The sequence below is a fragment of the Myroides sp. N17-2 genome (assembly GCF_002286775.1).
Taxonomy (GTDB): domain Bacteria; phylum Bacteroidota; class Bacteroidia; order Flavobacteriales; family Flavobacteriaceae; genus Flavobacterium.
In genome coordinates this window covers 21,480-42,425 of sequence record NZ_NSGJ01000005.1, presented here as the reverse complement: position 1 = coordinate 42,425, position 20,946 = coordinate 21,480, and the positions used below count along the sequence as shown (strand labels likewise).

At 37.0% G+C, this 20,946-nt stretch carries 10 protein-coding genes and 1 riboswitch; of the genes, 1 reads left to right on the top strand and 9 read right to left on the bottom strand.

Annotated elements, in window-relative coordinates:
• Window positions 1-434: 434 nt before the first annotated feature.
• From CF599_RS03505 to CF599_RS03475, 6 genes are all read right to left on the bottom strand, one after another.
• The gene (locus CF599_RS03505) at window positions 435-1,940 is read right to left on the bottom strand and encodes a calcineurin-like phosphoesterase family protein (protein ID WP_121964662.1); all 1,506 of its coding nucleotides are present in this window, start codon (window positions 1,938-1,940) and stop codon (window positions 435-437) included.
• A 3-nt stretch (window positions 1,941-1,943) separates the two neighbouring features.
• Complete coding sequence (locus CF599_RS03500; RefSeq protein ID WP_121964661.1) at window positions 1,944-3,737, bottom strand: alkaline phosphatase; 1,794 nt, start codon at window positions 3,735-3,737, stop codon at window positions 1,944-1,946.
• A 248-nt stretch (window positions 3,738-3,985) separates the two neighbouring features.
• Window positions 3,986-5,575: a RagB/SusD family nutrient uptake outer membrane protein gene (locus CF599_RS03490; RefSeq protein ID WP_121964660.1), complete on the bottom strand. Its 1,590-nt coding sequence runs from the start codon at window positions 5,573-5,575 to the stop codon at window positions 3,986-3,988.
• Between the two features lie 12 nt (window positions 5,576-5,587).
• Window positions 5,588-8,656: a TonB-dependent receptor gene (locus CF599_RS03485; protein ID WP_121964659.1), complete on the bottom strand. Its 3,069-nt coding sequence runs from the start codon at window positions 8,654-8,656 to the stop codon at window positions 5,588-5,590.
• 487 nt (window positions 8,657-9,143) lie between these two features.
• Window positions 9,144-12,896, bottom strand: a complete 3,753-nt coding sequence (locus CF599_RS03480) for an AraC family transcriptional regulator (RefSeq protein WP_121964658.1) — start codon at window positions 12,894-12,896, stop codon at window positions 9,144-9,146.
• Between the two features lie 499 nt (window positions 12,897-13,395).
• Complete coding sequence (locus CF599_RS03475; RefSeq protein WP_121964657.1) at window positions 13,396-14,373, bottom strand: deoxyhypusine synthase family protein; 978 nt, start codon at window positions 14,371-14,373, stop codon at window positions 13,396-13,398.
• Between the two features lie 768 nt (window positions 14,374-15,141).
• Between CF599_RS03475 and CF599_RS03470 the strand changes: the two genes are divergently transcribed.
• Window positions 15,142-15,594 (top strand): PaaI family thioesterase, encoded by a 453-nt coding sequence (locus CF599_RS03470; protein WP_121964656.1) that lies wholly within the window; start codon window positions 15,142-15,144, stop codon window positions 15,592-15,594.
• A 681-nt stretch (window positions 15,595-16,275) separates the two neighbouring features.
• On the opposite strand, the gene CF599_RS03465 is transcribed toward CF599_RS03470, so the two are convergent.
• The 3 genes from CF599_RS03465 to CF599_RS03455 form a co-directional block, all read right to left on the bottom strand.
• Complete coding sequence (locus CF599_RS03465) at window positions 16,276-18,354, bottom strand: outer membrane beta-barrel protein (RefSeq protein ID WP_121964655.1); 2,079 nt, start codon at window positions 18,352-18,354, stop codon at window positions 16,276-16,278.
• A gap of 285 nt (window positions 18,355-18,639) precedes the next feature.
• Window positions 18,640-19,386, bottom strand: a complete 747-nt coding sequence (gene fabG / locus CF599_RS03460) for a 3-oxoacyl-[acyl-carrier-protein] reductase (protein ID WP_121964654.1) — start codon at window positions 19,384-19,386, stop codon at window positions 18,640-18,642.
• A 67-nt stretch (window positions 19,387-19,453) separates the two neighbouring features.
• A complete protein-coding gene (locus CF599_RS03455; protein WP_121964653.1) occupies window positions 19,454-20,755 on the bottom strand; it encodes a Na+/H+ antiporter NhaC family protein in 1,302 nt (433 codons plus the stop codon).
• Window positions 20,756-20,817: 62 nt separating this feature from the next.
• Window positions 20,818-20,924: riboswitch (SAM-I-IV-variant riboswitch) on the bottom strand.
• Window positions 20,925-20,946: the final 22 nt, after the last annotated feature.

Below are 20,946 nucleotides of genomic sequence, written 5' to 3'. Positions count from 1 at the left end.
TTACCAAAAAAGACCACTTTTAAAAATACAAAACACTGATTATCAATAATAAAACACACTTGATTTAGCCATTTGTTCGGAACGGCTTCGGAACAGTGCAGTAATCCTTCGGAAAGAAGGCCTGTTTTCCGAAGAACTCCCGAATCCTGCTACAACACTTCCCGAACAAAGTGTGTTTTAACCCTCCTTCATCCCTGTGATACAAAGGGATTGAAGAATTTTATAAGTTTTTGAGTCCAAAAGGCAATTTTGGTAAAAAGTGGTAAAAAAAGACAAAAAGTAGCAAAAAATTCCCTGCACCAAATTTTCTAGTTTTATAATTCTGAACTTTGCATCTGGGTTACTATAAAAACAGAAAGGTAGCCACGATGGGCTACCTCTCAATACAAACACTACTAATCTAAAAAGTTGACACCTCAACTCCTTATATAAAGCTAATTTGGGGTCCACAGGACACGGTTCTCCACATGATTAAGACCGTATCGTGTGTCAATAGCTTTTACTTTAATCAACTGAGATCCTTCTTGAAGTCCCTCAGGAATTGGCATACGCCATAAATGTTTACTTACTCTCTTCGCATCTACGGCAGAAGAAGTATTCATATTTTTAAACCTACCTTGTTTTTGTAGTTCGATTAATCTTGTATAATGAGGATCTACTCCCTCATAATAGTCCATCGATTGCCACGTAGTACCATCAAAGCTGATTTGCACTTTAGTATCTTGATCACCTGCGAAGACGTTTGCGTAGATATAGCCATCATTTAGATGTTCTAGGCTCTTGTCCCATTCTTTTACCTCAGGCGCCCAAACTTGTATCTGTTTATCCGCATCTCTACCTGAGACTTTGTACGATAACGTATAATCTTTGGGAGATGAATTCAAATGCCAATATCCCTTCCAAGTACCGTCATACATCATCGCAAATGGTATTCCCTCGATATCGTGAGGTCCTTGCCACCAAGCTCCACATACTGCTCCTGCTACTAACTCGTGAATAGGCGTATTAGCTGTTCTAGAGTAGTGATTATGATATTGGGTGTGGGTGTGCCCTACCCCAACAAACACTTGGTTATAGCTGTCAAATAAGCTGACAAACTCCTCCTTATCCTTCATAAATTCGATAGGAATATGCATCATTACTTTTACTTTTTGATGAGTTGGTGCATAATGGCTTAGAATATTCTTTAGAAAGACTTTTTGTACCTCATCTATCTTGCCGATATATCCCTTCTCATCGATAAGCAAAATATTATTAAGCACGATAATTAGCTCATTCCCATACTCTAAGGTATAATACGAAGGTCCAAACACCTTTTTATAACTAATATCTCTGTCCTTAACCTTCTTCCCTTTACCAAAGTCTAGATCGTGATTTCCAACCACATAATATATCGGGCTTCCTATCAATCCCAATGATTTAGACAAAGGGTCAAATACTTCCAAACGATCAAATACCAAATCCCCTAAAGGAAAGATTAGATCAGGTGGCGTCTTTGACAATTCGCTGACTACTAACTTCTCTACGTGGTGAATATCGTCTAATACATCAGACTGTAAATCGCCTAGAAGTACTGCATTTAAAGGCTTTGACTCATCTTGTTTATACAAGGCAAAATCATATGTACTCACTTTTCCTAAATCAGCATAAGGCAGATAGAAGTTCACCTTGTTCTCTTTAGACAGAGAAGACTGATAACCAGTAGGCTTTACGATAAAAACCTGCATATCTGCCAAAGTATTTATCTTATATTCTCCTTTTTGATTTGTCTTTACAAGGTCTTGACCATTGCTGATCAAAACATCTTTTAACAGAGGCTCTCCTTTATCATATTGCCCATTCTTATTGACATCTTCGAATACCTTACCACTAATATTTTTATTTTGGGCATAAAGACTAGTCCCCATTACAGCCATCAGATAGACTACTAATCGCTTCATCGTTTACTTCTTTAGATTTAAAAGCTTAACTATCTTATGGAATACTTCATTATTCTCATATACACCTCTAAACTCGCCTGATTTAGGCCCGTAAGCGAAAATAGGAATCATCGTTCCTGTATGGTCATTAGAGATAAAGTCTCCCTCTATAATTCCCTTCTTTACATCCCCTTGTGGTATCGCAAAACCACTTGTCTCGTGGTCCGCAGTGATAATCACTAATGTCTGTCCATCGTTGTCTGCGAACTTTAATGCTTCTGTAATCGCTCTATCAAAGTCAATACCTTCAGTCACGATACCTCCCGTATTATTAAAGTGACCATAAGAATCTATTTTCGCTCCTTCAACCATTAAGAAGAAAGGCTGTTTATCTTTAGATAGGAAATCTAAACTATGCTTAGTTGCCTGTGCTAATACATCCTCTCTACCGTCTATAATTCCCTTTAATCCTCCGTCAGCTAAGAACATTCCTACCTTAGATTCTTTTGCATTACCAAGCTCTTTTAGGTCATTAACTACAGTAAACTTTTGCTTTAAGTCAATATCGTTAAATGACTTCTTTCCAGCTGCTACAAACAATGACAAATTACTACTTAGCAAATCCTTTGCGATTAAATCATAATTATCTCTATCTAGCTGATGTGCGTAAAATGAAGAAGGTGTTGCTCCAGTCAATTCATCTGTACTGATCACTCCTGTTTTATATTTAAAGGGCGCTAGATACTCTGTGATATTCATTAATGGCTTTCTCTCCATACTCATCCCGATAGAGCGATTATACGTCTTCTCACCTGTAGCTAAAGCTGTACCACCTGCTGCAGAATCCGTTGTAAAATCATCTCCCGACTGCGTCTTTAAGAACCCTACACTTTTTAATTGCAACAAACTTAAATCACCGCCATTTGCCAATGCAGCAGCAGATATTTGTGACAATCCATTACCATCTCCTATTAGCAGAATAACGTTCTTAATAGGCATATTTTTATCATCATTCGCAAAGGTTGGCTTATACACTTTAGATACTTCTTTATTGGTATAAACAGTCTTGTGTAGATTTGACAAATACGCATTAGCCAAATAAGGATTATCAGTATTGATAACATCTATTCCCATATCTGCAAAAGCCTTAAAAGCAGTCTTCCCATCCGGTGTTCCCCAGAATCGGATAGCTTTCCCTTGGCTGTGTACTAGATCAATCACTTGCTGCAACTTCACTTTCTCAGCTTCCACGGTACGCCCTTTACCATTCCAAACAGAGTACTCTCTAAAGTTTAGACTAACCATCGCGACTCTACTCCATATCGCTTGATCTGCAATAGGCGTAAGTGACTGATGATCTAGCTGTATGTAAGTAGGACACTTCTTAAATGTCGCATCATCAGGCTTATTACCTGAGATAACGAAAGTTATTTGTTGTTCTTTAATTAGCTGCTCATATTTCTTTAGCACAGGTAATAGCAATTCTAATGACTGATTTGCATTCGACTTTAGGTCAATTAAGAAGTTTAGCCCTTTTGCCTGTCCTATATTTAGTTTAACCGCTTGGGCTAATGGGTCTAAATACAAGCTCTCAATTGTTCTGTTTTTATCAATACTCTTTTGCTCGTGCGCTACGTATAACGCTCCTTTATCAAGTACTAAGTCTATCTCAATAGATTGACTCGTATTAGTATACGCTGTCCAGAACGGCGTAGCTTGCTGATAGTCGTTATGAGAGTGTATTTTATATGTTTTTGATTGCGCATTAGCTGTGAATACACTTGCTAGTAGCGCTATCGATAGAAAGAATCTTTTCATATTGTGTGTGTAAAAAGAGGGGCGTAGAGCTTACACCCCCTCTGAATCTTGAAAATAATATACCTAAAATCTTATCTGCAGATTTAACCCAGATTACGCGATAGACATATAAACGAAAAGTAATTATACAAGATAGATCTGGATTAGTGACACAAGCATACTATAGTATGGTTTTAGAGCTAATGAAAGAGCTATGAAGTAGAATTGCTTTGTAGTATTTGGCTAATGCGTAATCTGGGTTTAAGGTATTACCAACCTACATTTTGTTTGATACCTGATGATTGTACTGCTCTGTTAGGAATAGGCCATACGTGCATTTTACTTGTATCAAAGTTTCTTGCCTTCCATACTTCTGATACTGTATATGGAGAATCAGGGTTAGAACGCTCCTTGTGAATACGTCCATAAAGTGGCTTGCCATAAGCCGCCTTAGCATCACCCCATCTCACTAAGTCAAAGTGTCTATTAGCAAACTCCCCTGCTAATTCTACTCGTCTTTCGTGTTTTAGATCAGCCATAGTAGCTCCTGTTTTAGTTGGTAGCCCAGCACGTACACGCACTTGGTTTAACGCCTCATCCCCACTCTGTCCAGACATAATCTGTGCTTCTGCCTTTATTAATAAGATCTCCGCATAGCGCATTAAAGGCACATTATACGTCGTCGTTGGTTTATCTCCATTGGTATTGATAAACTTCCCTAGAGCATCTTCTGTAGCATACTCTGCCATATACTTATTAAACTGAAGTCCTGATAATGAATTCTCTGATGCATATCTTCTCGTTTTTCCAAAATAAGAAAACTCATCTCCGAAAGTCAATAAAGTTACCTTTCTACGTGCATCCCCTTTCTCAAATTCTTGGAATAACCCTTCTGTTGGTGTATAATACCCCCAACCGTTATAAGCACCCCAACCTTTGTTCTCAAGCATACATCCCGGTAAGATACTTCCTCCCTCTATACCCGAGTTCACAGACCAGATATACTCACTCTTCCAGTTGTTTTTATAACTGTGTAACTCTCTGTAATCTTTCGCAGGATTACCTGTATTCACTAAAGCTCTATTAGATCCCGAATTAGTAACTGCATCCGCATACTTAATTACTTCAGCATATCTAGATTTGTCATACTGTGCCCAGTATAAGTTAGTCTTAGCGATATAAGCAAGGGCTGCATCTCTATGTGCTCTACCATAATTATCAGCAGAATACGCCGTAAATAAAGGTAATAGCTCCGCTGCTTTAGTCAAGTCTTTCACGATATGATCATAGTTCTCTACTACACTAGCAGGTCTTTTAAAACTACCTGCCGGTTGAGACATATTAGCCTCTGTAATAATAGGCACCCCACCATTCTGTCCGTTATCTCCATAAGTGTGCGCTAACCAAAAATAGAAGAACCCTCTCATAAAATATGCTTCCCCTAGAATCCTAGTTTTAAGAGACTCGCTTATTTTCATCCCAGGAACATTCACGATAATGTCATTAGCTCTGCGGATTACTTTATATGCATTCTGATAGATACCATTGACATAGTTCTCATCTCCATTCATATTAAAGTTCTTGATATTATCAGCAGTTGCGTTTAGACGCCCCGTCACCATATCATCAGAAGCATTAATATACCAGAAGAACCCTCTACCGAACATTTCGTCCTGATTCATCATTTGGTATAAGCTATTCGCTGCTTCTACCGCGTCTTGCTCACTTTTCCAATAGTTCTCATACGATGTACTTCCCTTTGGATCTAATTCTGTAAAATCAGAACTACACGCGCCTAGTGATAAGATAGTCGAAAGACCTAATACTAGACTATATTTAGATAAGTTGTATTTTTTCATAATTGTCATGGATTAAAAAGTAAATAAGAAACCACCTGATATGGTACGAGAGATAGGATATGTAGCTACATCTAGACCTATTCCACCTACTTCAGGATCTAAACCTTTATATCCTGTAATAGTAAATAAGTTATCTCCTGACATAAAGATTCTCAAGTTAGACTTAGTAGATAAGGCATTCATAATACTCTTCGGTAAAGTATATCCTATCGTTAAGTTCTTTAAGCGCAAGTATGACGCATCCTCTAAATACCAGCTAGAAGTAGTACCGTAGTTTTGATTGTCATCTTTAGTAGATAATCTTGCGATACTCGTATTTGTATTCTCAGGTGTCCACGCATTCTGTACTCTACTATCTAGGTTATATCCTTGTAATGAAGCGTTATAAGCAGTGAACTTATATCCGTTAAATACCTTCACATCACCTACCCCTTGGAAGAACATACTCACATCCCAATTCTTATACTCTAGGTTTAAACCAAAGCTATAAGTGATCTTAGGCATATAAGCGTCCATAAACTCTTTATCATTATTATCTATCTTGCCATCCCCATTAGAATCAGCAAACTTGAAGTCTCCAGGTTTAGCATTAGGTTGGATTAAATTACCGTTCTTTCCTCTGTAAGCGTCTATTTCAGCTTGTGATTGGAAGATCCCTAAATATGGAACCAAATGAGTTGAATAAAGTGATTTACCCACTACAGAACGATAAGGAGATAAGATACCTCTCACATTATCTGTGTGTGCGATATAGTTAATACCACTCTGATTATATCCGTTCAAATTCACTAATTCGTTCTTTAAGAAACTCACATTACCAAACAACTTATAGTTAAGATCACCGATATTATCATTATAACTTAATGACAACTCTAATCCTTTATTTAATACTTCCCCTCCATTAACATCTGCTGCTGCAGTACCGTGGTGAGCGTCTTCTAATCCAGGAATAATCATCCCTTTCGTACGCTTGCTAAAGTAATCCGCTACCAAATTTAAACGCCCATTAAAGAATGCTGCATCTACTCCGATATCCACAGACTCTGATGTTTCCCATTTAAGGTTAGGGTTAGACTGTCTATTGATGTAAGTTCCCTTACCTGTTAGCATACCATCTTCCCCCATAATGATATCTGTAGTACTCAATGGCACGTCAAAAGAGTAATAACCCACTGAGTTAACGTTACCAATCTGTCCCCAAGACGCTCTTAGTTTTAACTCACTAATCGCAGGTACATTAAAGAAATTCTCTTGAGAAATTCTCCACCCCACAGAAGCAGAAGGGAATACCTCAGACTGATTATTCTTAGCTAAACGTGAAGTAGTATCCTTACGTAAACTCCCTGATAAAAAGTATTTATCGTCAAAGTTATACATCACACGTCCGATGATAGAAGTCAATGCATCCTCATATGTTTCTGTAACAGGCTTACGCATAATAGAGGCGTTCCCCATATATTGATTAAAAGACTCTTCACTACTAAAACCTTCCCCTTGTATAGAATAGAAATCATAGTTCGTTTTTTGAGCAGAGTGAATAGCTGTAGCATTAATATCGTGCTTGCCAAAAGTCTTGTGATATGTTATTTGGTTATCCCAAATCCAGTGTGTTTTCTCGTAATTACTTTCAAATAAGTAGTTATTTAAGTTTGTTCTCCCTAACTCAGGTGCTTTAGGTGTAAACTTCTTGTATTTATTACTTGTATAATCAAAGCTATAAGATGTTTTGAACGATAGCCCATCTACGATTTCATAGTTTAAATATACATTGGCATTTAGAAAATTAGTAGGATTAGACGTGGTAGGTCTTAATAACAACGCAACCGGATTAAATACATCTCCATATGCTCCTGCAAACTGAGCCAACTCGTGAGGTACTACACCGCCGAACTTTCCATTTGCATCATATACAGGCGCCGCAGAAGGCATATATAAAGCACTAATCACACTTCCTGAGTAAGAACTACTTGTATTAGTCCCTATGGCATTGGTATTAGAGTAATATACATTCTCTCCTATTGTAACTTTATCTGTAAGTTTAGTATCTGTCTTTACTCTGAAGTTATAACGCTCTGCGAAAGTTCCGACAAGTGTCCCCTCTTTCTTGTTATAACCAAATGATACTAAGTAATTACTTTTATCTGTAGCTCCAGAGATACTAGCATCAGCATTATACATTGCCGCTGTTCTAAATATCTCGTCCATCCAATTGGTTCTAGTCTCTTGTCCCCAAGGATTAAGTGCTGCATTATGAGCAGACTGTCTAGGTGCACCAGAGTTGTCAGCAGCGGTATTATACGCCCAAGCCTGACCTTTAGCATCTAGCGGTGTAGGTAGATTAGTAGCATTAGAGAAACCTGTATACATATTCAATGTAACACTAGGATCACCTTTTACCCCTTTCTTAGTTGTAATCACGATTACCCCAGAAGCAGCTTGTGCTCCATAGATAGCAGCTGCAGCAGCATCTTTTAAGATCGATACAGACTCTATATCATTAGGACTAATCGCAGGACCATAATAAGGAACCCCATCTACTACAGTAAGTGGTGCCTCGTTGGCTAATGAACCTGAACCACGAATAACCATCTTACTCGTACCTGATGGATCTCCACCTTGCTGTGTAACAGTTACCCCTGCTACTTGCCCTTGTAAGAAATCACTTAAATTAGACACAGGTCTAGAAGCTAGCTTATCGATATTATCCACTGTAGCGATAGATGTCGTAATGTCCTTCTTCTTAGAAGCTCCATAACCGATTAGTACTACCTCATCTAAAATATTGCTATCTTGCTCAAGCACGATACTTACTAGTTGTGCACCTTTGTAGTTAATCGTTTTAGGTTGATATCCTAAATACTCTACAGCTAAGGTACCTGCATCAGCTTTTAGCTCTAACATAAAATTACCATCGGCATCTGTTGTTGCCCAAGTAGAATTATCCTTATTAGCGATTACTGTAGCAAAAGAAACTGGTAAGCCATCGCTTTTACCTGTTACTTTACCTTTTACTATTACTTGTGCATGTAGGAATGTGCTGCCTCCTATACATAGCATCCAGATTAAGAAATGTCTTTTCATAAGTTTGATTACATTGATATTTCACTTTCGAAAGTACTTCCACTTGGCAAAAATTAGGGGTATTAATCTTTCAGTGAAGTAGACATTTCTTTCATTTATCCCCTAATCTTGTATCAGAATAGTGTCTATTTTGTACAATAACCTTTAGTTAACACTGACGTGATGTTGTGATGTTGTTTTTTTTGTGATTTTGTGGAGGTGTGATGTCGTGATTTTGTGGAGGTGTGGAGGTGATGTTTCACACGGATTACCAAATCCACACAAGCGTAATGTTGGGAAGTTGTAATGAAATTAGCTTCTAAAAGGCTATTTTTCTCTAATAAAAACAGAATACTCTTCACCTCATGCCTGAAAGGCAAAACAAAAAACCGAAAAAACAAAATCACAAAAAAACTAGTCAGTGCGTCTGTACCTTATATCGATTGCGAAATAGATATTCCCTAATGCCGAAGGCACAGATTCCTAATCCCTAATTTTAAATTCCTAATTATAGCGCCGCGCCTTCACTTTTAAAATAAGAAGGACTGCATTCATATCGTTTCTTGAACGATTTACTAAAATACTTAGGGTCGTTAAATCCACATTCAAAACCAACCTCAGATATCGTCAAGTCTCCTTTCTCTATGAGTAAGCGAGCTTTCTGTAATCGCATTTCGATTAGTATTTCTAATGGTGATTGATCTAAGAACTCCTTAAATAATCTATAGCATTTCATCTTTGAGATGCCCAAGTCAGAGGTCAACTGCTCGATGCCAAACCCCGCATCGCTAAACTGTGCATTCATAATCTTCATCCCCTTTCTAAACAGTTTCTCATTAGGAGATAGATGTGCAGCGATATCCTCAGACAGATTTGTCTTCCACAGGACAGTATTACTCTCTTTGTTTTCCTTATCGTATCGAATGCGCTTATAGATCTTATTCTCTAGAGTAGATTTGCTCACAGGTAGATGGATAAAATCACTCACCCCTAATTGACTTAATTGCTCTTGAAGGAAGTAATCTACTTCTTCAGCTATATAAAAGATAATCAGACGTTGCTTCTGAGCATACTTCTTAACCTGTGAGAACAGGGATAGAGAGCGATCTGATAAGGAAGTATTATACAGCACTAACGCATCATACTTATAATGCTCGATATTCCCCACTACCCTACTAACACTGTGGTTGTACACGATATTAACCTCTTGATTAAACCCTATTAATTGCTTTACGATAGGCTTATCTTCTTCTTTCGAATACACTAATATATTCATCTTGTCTTTTGGCAAGACTTGAAGTTCTTCTAAAAACTCGTTCCAATTTGCCTCTTTACCCTGCTTGCTTTCATTAGAAGAACACAGCACAGGTATCGTCAGCCCAAGATGAAAAGTATCTATCTCATTCCCTTCAATAGTTCCTTTTAAAATTTGCAATAGAGAATCAAAGGCTCTGTAATAAGGGCTAAAGCTTCTGTTGTCATTCCAAAAAGTCAATAGTGTCTTACTATCAGACTGAATATCTATGCATACTAGGTTTTCTCTCATAGAGAATCGCACATTTACTACCTGATTTGCATCCATATATTTACAGCATTCAAATAACAAATAGCGCAGTAATAACTTAATGCGTAGCAGGTCTACCTCTACCCATTTAGATACTAAGTCATTCTCAATATTTAAAGTAATGCCAAACTTCTCCCTCACTGTAGACCATTCTTCTCGTAGATATTCTATAAAGACAGACAAATCAACACTTACTAACTCACCGCTATCAAAGTCGTTAACCTGCTCGATATAATCCCATTCTCTTACTAGATCATAGACTTTGACCAATTCCTCTTTCTTACTTGCTTCTACATTTAGCTCTTCTAAAGTAGCAAGTGTTTTGACAATGGGTTTCTTAATACGTGAAAGCAAGAATATCCTGAAGTTCTCCATCTCGATATCTTCATTCTTTAGCTTGCTGTGTAATGCCAACAATTCCTCTTGCTGCTGTTTAATCGCTTGATTTAACTCGCTTAATTGGCTATTCTTATTTGCTAGGTTAGTCTTCTGCGCTTCTACCTCACGAGTGCGATCTCGAACTTGCTTCTTTAACTCCACCTCGCGTTTGCGCGTTGCTCGTTGTTTCACACGCACACGCCATAGAATAAGCAGTCCTAATAAGACTACAAAAGCAATAATAAAGTAAGGTTGTAAAAAATAAGGCTTCTCTATCTCAAAAGACAATGCGTAAATAACTTTCTTCTCACTATCTACAGTATCCCTTATCTCTATGCGGTAAAACTTGTGATCTAAATCATCTAGGTGAATCTCCTTCTGTGGCAAGGCTCTCCAATCATCAAACAAACCAACAATTCTATACTCAAACTGATTAATAGGATATTGATTAAAACCAATGGGATATAAAGCCAATTGTAGTTTATTCTCTTCCGGATTAAAGCGAACGATATGCTCATTAGACACGCTCATCCCATTAAACAACACCTTAAACTGTGGGATGTTATCATACTGATTAATTTGTGCAGGGTCAATGATATTCAATCCCTTGTTCCCTCCATAAAGTAGCAAGCCTGCCTTGTTTTGACTATATGCCCCTTCAGAGAACTCTAATCCTTGCCAACCTATATAATTACTATAGTTAAGTACATCATAGGTCTTCTTATTTATTGTTGCAATTCCCTTCGTGGTACTAATCCAAATATCCTCTCTAAAGGGAGTCAAACTATAAATCAAATGACTTGGCAGACCATCTTCTTCTTTAATCTGTTGTTTTAACTTATTATTTGTATCAAATACCGATATCCCCCCTAATGTCGCTACCCACAAGTCTCCTGTAAAAGCATCTGCATAAGTAGAGAACACACTATTTCCAAGTAAACCATTGGTTTGATTTAGTGTATTTATCTCTCCTGACAGACAGTTGTAAAAGACTACGCCGTGCTCCTCTGTTGATAAGATTAATTGATTATTTAGAATAGAAATATGCCTGATATGATATTTACTCAATTTATCTTGATTGATAATCGGCTCAAAGGTATGCGTCAGCATATTAAACTTGCTCACTCCTCCCCAACTCCCCATCCATAAGGCGTGATTAGCATCTTCTGCAAAGGTATATGTTCTATTCTTGTGAAAATGAGGAGTACTTCCCTCTTGGTAAAACTCTTGTTTATCCCCTTTAATTCTAGCCACACCACCATAAGTCCCCACCCAAATAGCTCCTTGCGTATCAGCGTAAATACTACGCACTCGTTTCCAATCTTCGTTCTCCTGTTGCTTGCGAATGAGGATAGGTTTAAATGGGCTGTTTTTGTCCTTTTGGTAATATAATCCCTGCGTGTAATACCCAAGCCACTTACCTCCTAACTGATCTACAGCGATAGCTCTAATGGTTTCATAAGGCAGATGAGGTTGTTTTGATGGATGTGCATAGATATAATCGACACTTGCATTAATACGTGGTAAGATAGATACCCCACCATCTTTAGTCCCTACCCAGATATTGCCATATTTATCGTTGTGCAAAACCATAACCTCGTTACTCAAAAGACTAAACGGATTCTGTGGATCTACTTTATGATGCTCTATAATATGGTACGACTGACCGACCTTCTTCACAAGATAGATGCCCTGCGTTTTAGTTCCTATCCAGATATTGCCATTCTCTTCAGTCGTTATCGCATTGATGGTTAACTCGCTAAAATATTCTCTTATATGACCTAAGAATACAGCATTATCAGCGTGTTGAGGTGATTTCTTACGCGCATCAGACACTAGGTATTTAGACACTTCACCAGCTTGCTTTTGGTGAGCAATAATAAAGCGTTCCCCATCATACCTATACCACTGTTTCGTATCTAACTGCACGAGTATATTTCCCTTTGCATCTATACTTAATACATGTGGAATCCCTTTAAAACTGAAGTTCTCAAACGTATTATTGTCTAAATAAAGACTCAGTTGTTTACCATCTGTTAATATCCATAAACGGTCTTGCTTATCCCTTAATAAAGCATAAATATCATTCCCGCCAATAGAGTTATTATCCTGAGGATTGTGTTTAAACACTCTTATCTGCTTGCCGTCATAGAGATTTAACCCATCCCACGTACCGAGCCATACGGATCCGTCTGTGTGATTAGCAATACAGTTAATAGAATTATTAGACAGACCGTCTCGTGTAGTAATCGTTTTAAAGTGAACACTTTGTCCCAATGATAAAAAAGGGACGAATAATAAGAGTAATAACCAACGCATATATAATATATAAACTTGTATATGGCTGTAAAAGTACTCTCAATACATCCACTCAATTATAAGCCTAGGTTAAATTATAGTTACGGAAATGTTGTTAAGTTTTATTTTTGGTTTTTTGTTCAACGTAATTGTCTTTTATAAGCCAACTTCATCACAACTCTCCAACTCCACAAACCACATCTACCACAGTATAGACAGGGCAGAGCATTAAAAAAGTGTCCTGTGGACAGTTTTAGCGAATGGGACAGGCGGCGCAAAGGCAAATACGCCCCACAATCCAAATCCACAGGTCACATCTACCACGGTACGGGCGTATTACTATACGCCCCACACAGTAACCACAATCCACATCCACACCGTGCTGACAGAACGTGATTTACATAATGAAGTTCCACCATCTACATAAGGTACAGACGCAATATCTTGCGTGTCACCCAAACCACATCTTCATTATACAAACACCATCCCACAAAAAAAGAGCCCTAAGGCTCTTTCATATTTATTGTTTTAATACCCACGAGAATATTAATGGTGCTACGATAGTAGCGTCTGATTCGATTACGTAACTAGGAGTGTCTACATCTAGTTTTCCCCAAGTGATTTTCTCATTAGGGATACATCCTGAGTATGATCCAAAAGAAGTAGTCGAGTCAGTGATCTGACAGTAGTATCTCCATCTTAATACTGAGTCATCTTCTAAATCCTGTGCCCACATCGGTGCTACACACATTGCGAAATCTCCTGCGATTCCCCCTCCGATTTGGAAGAAACCAACTCCGTGGTCTACTGCATTGTTCTTATACCAATCAGCAAGCCAAACCATATAATCAATACCGCTGTTTACTGTTCTAGATTTTAGTTCTCCCTTGATCACATACGAAGCGAAGATATTCCCCATCGTAGAGTCTTCCCAACCAGGAACTACGATTGGTAAGTTTTTTTCGGCAGCAGCAAGCATCCAAGAGTTCTTTGGATCGATCTCATAATGCTCTTCTAACACGCCGCTTAATAATAACTTATACATATATTCGTGTGGAAAATAGCTCTCACCTGCCGCTTCACTATCTTTCCAAATCTTCTCAATATGGCATTGTATTCTTCTGAATGCTTCTTCTTCAGGAATACAAGTATCTGTCACACGGTTATATTTATTCTCTAGTAATTCTAACTCATCTTGTGGCGTCAAATCTCTATAATTAGGTATTCTCTTATAGTGAGAATGCGCTACTAAGTTCATAATATCCTCTTCTAAGTTCGCTCCTGTACACGAGATAATAGCCACTTTATCTTGTCTAATCATCTCTGCTAATGAGATCCCTAACTCAGCAGTACTCATCGCACCTGCAAGAGAAATAAGCATCTTCCCTCCTTCATCTAAAAACTTTTCAAATCCCTGAGCGGCATCTACTACTGTCGCCGCATTGAAATGGCGGTAGTTATGCGCCATAAATTGAGAAATAGGTCCTCTATTTTCCATTTTATCTGTATTTATTAATTATATTTGGTATTCGTTATCGTCCTATTTTTAGGATGCAAAGATTGGGATTTAGAAAAGGTAATTTTTTATCATATGATAAAAAATACTTCGCATTTTAGCTTATGAAATAGGCTACTTTTTCCAATTATTCTTTACTTGAGAATATTAACGATGGTCTTTTATTATTCTCAAAATGTTAGTTCTTCAACTACCGAACTTCCTCCTATCCTAGTGACAACATAGACTCACAGAGTTTAAAACACACTTTGTTCGGGAAGGGTTGTAGAAGACTCCGAGAGTTCTTCGGAAAACACCCCCTCCGTCCGAACAAGTACTGAACTCTTCCGAACGCCTTCCGAAGGAATGTTACTTTTAAATACATCAAAACATTTAAAATCAATATATTACAATTTAAAAAAGAGCAAAAAGTGGTCTTTTTTGTCAAAAAAAGGCAAAAAGTGGAAGATATTTCCCTTTTGAAAAAATGCTGTTTTGAGGATCGCTAATTTTGCTGTCATAGAATTCTACTTCGTTCTTTGACATCCTACTTTTTCATAGCCCAATGATAGTACCATACTTGAGGTGTTCGTGCTGAAAAAGCCCTCCTGAGGTAGAACACTGCTGATATACCGCAAGGATTAGGCACTGTGTGGCAAGAATGGAAGGGATATCTTGATTGAGATTAGAAAAGCATTATATAGCTATATTATTTGACTTCCTCATTAAATTTAGGTTTATTTGTATTTAACCAACCAATCAATTACTATTATGACAAAAGCAATTCAAGACTTATACCCTGAGAGCTTAGCGCACTGCTATGGCTGTGGTAAGAACAATCCTGATGGACATCAATTAAAAACATACTTAGAGGGTGATGAGACTATCGCTCACTTCACTCCTGATGCTAAGTATACCGCTATCCCAGGTAGTGTGTATGGTGGATTAGTGGCATCGCTATTAGACTGTCACGGCACAGGATCTGCAGCGGCATTCTTATGTAGACATAATGAGATTCCTCTAGAGGGCACTATCCCTGTAAGATGTGTAACGGCATCACTTAAGGTAGACTTTAAGGCTTCTACTCCTATGGGAGAGGAACTAACGCTTAAAGGAAGACTTCGCAGTATCGAAGGACGTAAAGTATGGGTGGATATGACACTAGAAGCTAATGGTGTGGTCTGTGCTACAGGTGAGATATTAGCGATACAGCTGAAAGAGTAAGAGAATTAGGAATTTTTTACCTTCGCCAAGCGGGGATGTGTATTGTGGCTACTGTGTGGAAATACACCGCAAGGATTGTGGAGTTCCTGATGAGTTCTTTCTCATATATTAAGCTCTCACAGACTTTCTCAGTATAACAAAAATAGTGGGAAGGGATTAGGGATGTAGATTATTGTGCTGAGTACAGATCAGCACAAACTGTAAACCAAAAAAAAGCTACCTGATTACTCAGATAGCTTTTATATATTATATTCACGCAAATACTAAGGGTTTAACTTAACTATCTTCCCATCTCGTATTACAACTATTTTACTGTTTTTTTCTTTCTTGAAAGCGACCATATTTTGATAAGCAAGTTCTAATCCTTTTACGATCTTTTCTTTTAGCTCTTTCTTCTGTTGTCATAATATTGTTTTAATGCATTAAACTTATCAGTATTATGAATAGATTCTTTTCCCTCATTCTCTTAGTTTCTATAAAGATACATATACCTACTATTTAAAACAAAAGAATATTTACACTAACGTACTGTGTTCAATTCAATTACGAACGCAGTGCAAACACAATTGAGAAAAAGACTGTATAGTTGTAAATTATAATTATAGACATTCTCAAGCTGATCACATCATCAGTATAAAGTAATATTTTTTTACTGTCTTCATAGTATAAAATTAATTAGTATTAAAACGTCGCAGCTCCCTTAGTATAGTTCTGAAGACTTCGATTAACATTAGTCTTCTTCCCTACTGAGAAATCATATCCTATCCCTACAATAAACATATTCTTATTATTCCAGATTTGGGTATGGCTTCTTTTTTGTACTAAACTCTCTGACAGTGATTTGCTCTTATACTCCGATGGCATTCCTATAAACAACATTCCCGCTGTGAATGACCAATTGTTTAGTTTATATTGTCCGAATAGATTACTTGCATTCTCATTAGTACTAAGCATCACACCAGATAATGAATAAACAGGGATGTTAAATGAATAAGATAAAAACAAATTCTTATAAGACGACGATACTGTGAAACTATTGCCTATATAATTATTAGTCAGTTTATCCCCTTCTACAGTCTTTATGCTCTCCCACGTTGGATATAGATTTACCTTAAGCACTAATACCTGTGTCCCAAAAGGTTTTATAGATCCGTATACCCCTAGTGAATACTGTTGCATATTAGCATCATTTACATAGGTCAGTGCATATCTATTATCTTGCAATACATAACGACTATTCACAAAGTCCTTTAAATAATCATAAGAGAATGAAGCATTTAAATCAAAGTACTTCGAATTAAACGAATAATTCGCCGAGTTAATAAACGAACGTTGAACTTTTAAATATGGATTACCTGTCTGTACGATATTGGGTTGTAGTTGTATCACATTACTACTTAACTGATCACTTGTCAGCGCTCTAGGTCTATAAGTACTAGACAATCTAATACTTTGTTTATTATTTATCTCATACCCCATAAGCACTTTAGGAGTGAACACCCACGTATCTTGTGTATGCTCAGGGCTTGAGTTTCGCATATTGTTTAAGCTTGCACCTAGGCGATACATCCAGCCATTCTTTTTACCGACAAATTCTGTGTAAAGATATTGCTGTGTGAAAGTAGTCGTGTAATTAGAATACCCTTCTAAATTAGTCAAATCATATTTAACTTCATCCATACTAAAGCGATAACCTGAATTTAGCTTCGATACTCCGAAGTTATGACTATGCGCTATCTCTCCTACAAAACCGCTCTGCTTCGTCTCTAGAATAGTCTCGTTATTAAATACATCCTGTGCCGTACCACTCAGCCACTCCTTATCTAAATTAAAAGAACGAGTAGTATAATAAGTACCTAAGGCATTGAATGACAATTCATCTTTCTCTGTTATTTTTTTAGAATAATACAAGTCTAACGAAGGCATCGTATATTTCTTATTGTTATGTCTGTAGATACTGTGATCCTCTTCTTGCTTATTCTTATAGAATAGACTTTGTCCATCCGTATAGTTAAACTGATCCATTAAGGTAATATTTACCTTAGCCTGAAAGGTGTATTTATCTGTATCAGTATTTGTGTATCTAAATACAATATCTTGATTCGTATATCCAAACTTATCTTTTCGGAATTCTTCAGCTCGATAATCAATATCATTAAGTTTATAAGCAGTAGAGTTCTTATTCTCTCTGTTATTATAGTCACGTAAATTAATAGAGTAATCTACTCCGAAGTTGTTTTTTCCTTTAGTAACACTTGAGTATGCAGATCCGTTGACAAAACCAGTATCTAACGCAGTAATAGCATCAGCTCCAAACACATAACCATTCTCAGGATTACGAGTAATAATATTCACTACTTGACTAGCCCTATTTGCCCATCGTGTAGGTGGTACATCATAGTACTCTACACGCACTACATTCTTAGGTTCGATAGTACGCATTTGGTTATCACTTGCCTCGATTCCATTAATTAAAAACAAGGTAGTTCCGCCTTTAATACTTTGAACAGTATTACTTACAGGATCTAAGGTTAACGTAGGAAGAGTTGTTAGTAAGTCTTTAGCATATCTAGCCTTATCTAAAGCATCTTGGTCAAAGGTATAGACTGCTTTATCGATATACTGCTTTTTTCTAAGGCTTTGAATAAGCACTTCTTGCAACTCTGTATTCAAAGTATCTTTAGACACTTCTTGCACTTGAGCCTGACTAATAAAAGAGCTAAAGCAAATAGCTAGTAAACTAATGTATTTTTTATTCATAGGAGTGCAGTTTGATTACAATTACTTTTATAAACTACTACTAATTACACACCAAACACCCATAAGCACATAATCCATTCAACAACAACAACTTATTATTTATTTAAAGATTACATATGTTCATTATCGGACAGTTAGTTTTACGAAAACGAACAAGTATCAGATAATGACAAATGTTATTATATGTTTATTATGATGTAGGTCCACTGTTAACCATTCACTATAAACCAAAAAAAAGCTACCTGATTACTCAGATAGCTTTTATATTTTATAACTGTGTGAATCTTAAGTAAGCATTCCACCGTCTACGTTGATCACTTGACCAGTGATATAAGCAGACATATCAGAACCTAAGAATACACAAGTATTTGCGATATCTTCAGGAGTACCTCCACGTTTTAATGGAATAGCATCTCTCCATCCTTTTACTACATCTTCAGGAAGTTTACCTGTCATTTCTGTTTCGATAAATCCAGGAGCAACAACGTTACAACGGATGTTACGAGAACCTAACTCTAATGCGATAGACTTAGAGAATCCGATAACTCCAGCTTTAGAAGCAGCGTAGTTAGCTTGTCCAGCATTACCTTTTACTCCTACTACAGAACTCATATTGATAATAGACCCTTTTCTGTTTTTAAGCATTGTGCGTTGAACAGCTTTAGTCATATTAAATACAGACTTAAGGTTTACTTCGATTACTGCATCAAAATCAGCTTCAGACATTCTCATTAATAAGTTGTCTTTCGTAATACCTGCGTTATTTACTAAAATATCAATGTTTCCGAATTCTTTTAAAATCTCTTCTACCAATTGTTCTGCTGCTACATATTCAGCTGCATTTGATTGATATCCTTTTGCTTTAACACCTAAAGCTGCTAATTCTTGTTCTAATTCTACAGCCGCTTGTGCAGAAGAACTATATGTGAATGCAACACTTGCTCCTTGTTGAGCAAATGCTAAAGCTACTCCTCTACCGATTCCTCTAGTAGCACCAGTGATAATAGCGATTTTACCTTCTAATAATTTCATGTGTAAATCCAATTTATATATTTGAACCGAGGCAAATATAAACAATTTGTATTTTCTAAGACTGTTTTTATGCTGATTGTGCACTTTTTCTTAAAAAGATCATATAGATTAGCGTGACAATCAACAATGTACCGAAGTAATAAGAATACTGTATTAAGTCGAGATAATCGATACCACCATTAGTAAAACTCAATAGAATTAATATCTGCGCCCCATAAGGCAAGATACCTTGTACCACACAGGCGAAGATATCAAGGATAGAAGCTACACGAGGTCTGTCTAGTTTATACTCTGTTGCTATATCTCCTGCCAAGTTCCCTGCTACTAAGATAGACACGGTATTATTTGCCAAACATACTGCTATAGCTGATACTAATCCCGCGATACCAAACTCAGCACTTCTAGGCGACTTCATTAGTTTCTTCATTTTAGAAAGCAACCATTGTATCCCGCCTTGGTCTTCTACCATTCTCGCTAATCCACCTGTTAACATAGACAAGAAGAAGATCTCATTCATAGAAAGAAACCCTTCATACGTAATATTAGCAAAACCTAAGACATCAAAGTTATTTTGGAATAAACCAATCACTCCTGCTACAAAAATTCCTATAAATAAAGCCACGAAGACTTGCACTCCTACTAATGCCAAAACAATAATCAAGATATAAGGTATTATCACCCAGAAGTTGCTCGTATCACCTAATTCTAACACGACATCACTTGCCTCGCCTCTCATAAAGAATAAGATAACGATAGTAATCAATGCTGCAGGTAGTGCAAGCTTAAAGTTGGCTTTAAACTTGTCTTTCATCTCACAACCTACTGTTTGTGTAGCGGTAATCGTTGTATCTGATATAATAGAAAGGTTGTCACCGAACATTGCTCCCCCTAATAAACTACCACATAATAGCCCCATAGAAGTACCTGACTTTTCCGCTAGACCTACTACGATAGGTCCTAAGGCAACGATAGTACCTACAGAAGTACCGATAGATAAGGATAAGAAACAAGAAATAACAAATATACCAATGGCTAAATATTCTATAGGAACAACGCTAAGCCCAATATTTACCATCGTATCTACCCCACCGATAGCTTTAGTCACTACAGCAAATGCTCCTGCTAGTAAATAAATAATACACATCGTGATGATCTTACTATCTCCACATCCTTGTATTAATGATATCACTTTATCATTCATAGAAGTCTTGTAGAATATAATAAAAGCAGATATGATACCTACAGAAATAGCTATGGGTGATGGCATCTTATAGAAATCTCCTAATAGAATACCTGAGCCTAAAAAGATGGCTATAAAAATAAAGAATGGAATAAAGGTGTAAAACTTGTTCTCTGACATAATTGCAATTTAATAAATGATGTTATTACAAATAATTTACCAGAGTGGTAGAAATAAAACTTACTAAGGAAGTAAACAACATTTTTTCCATTTCTGGCTTATCGATTGCAGCACCTTGCTTGTTGTGCAGGTTGCTATCCTTCGGAGACATTCCTCAGAAGAATTCTTGATAATTGAAGGGCAAAGATAGTAGTTTTTAG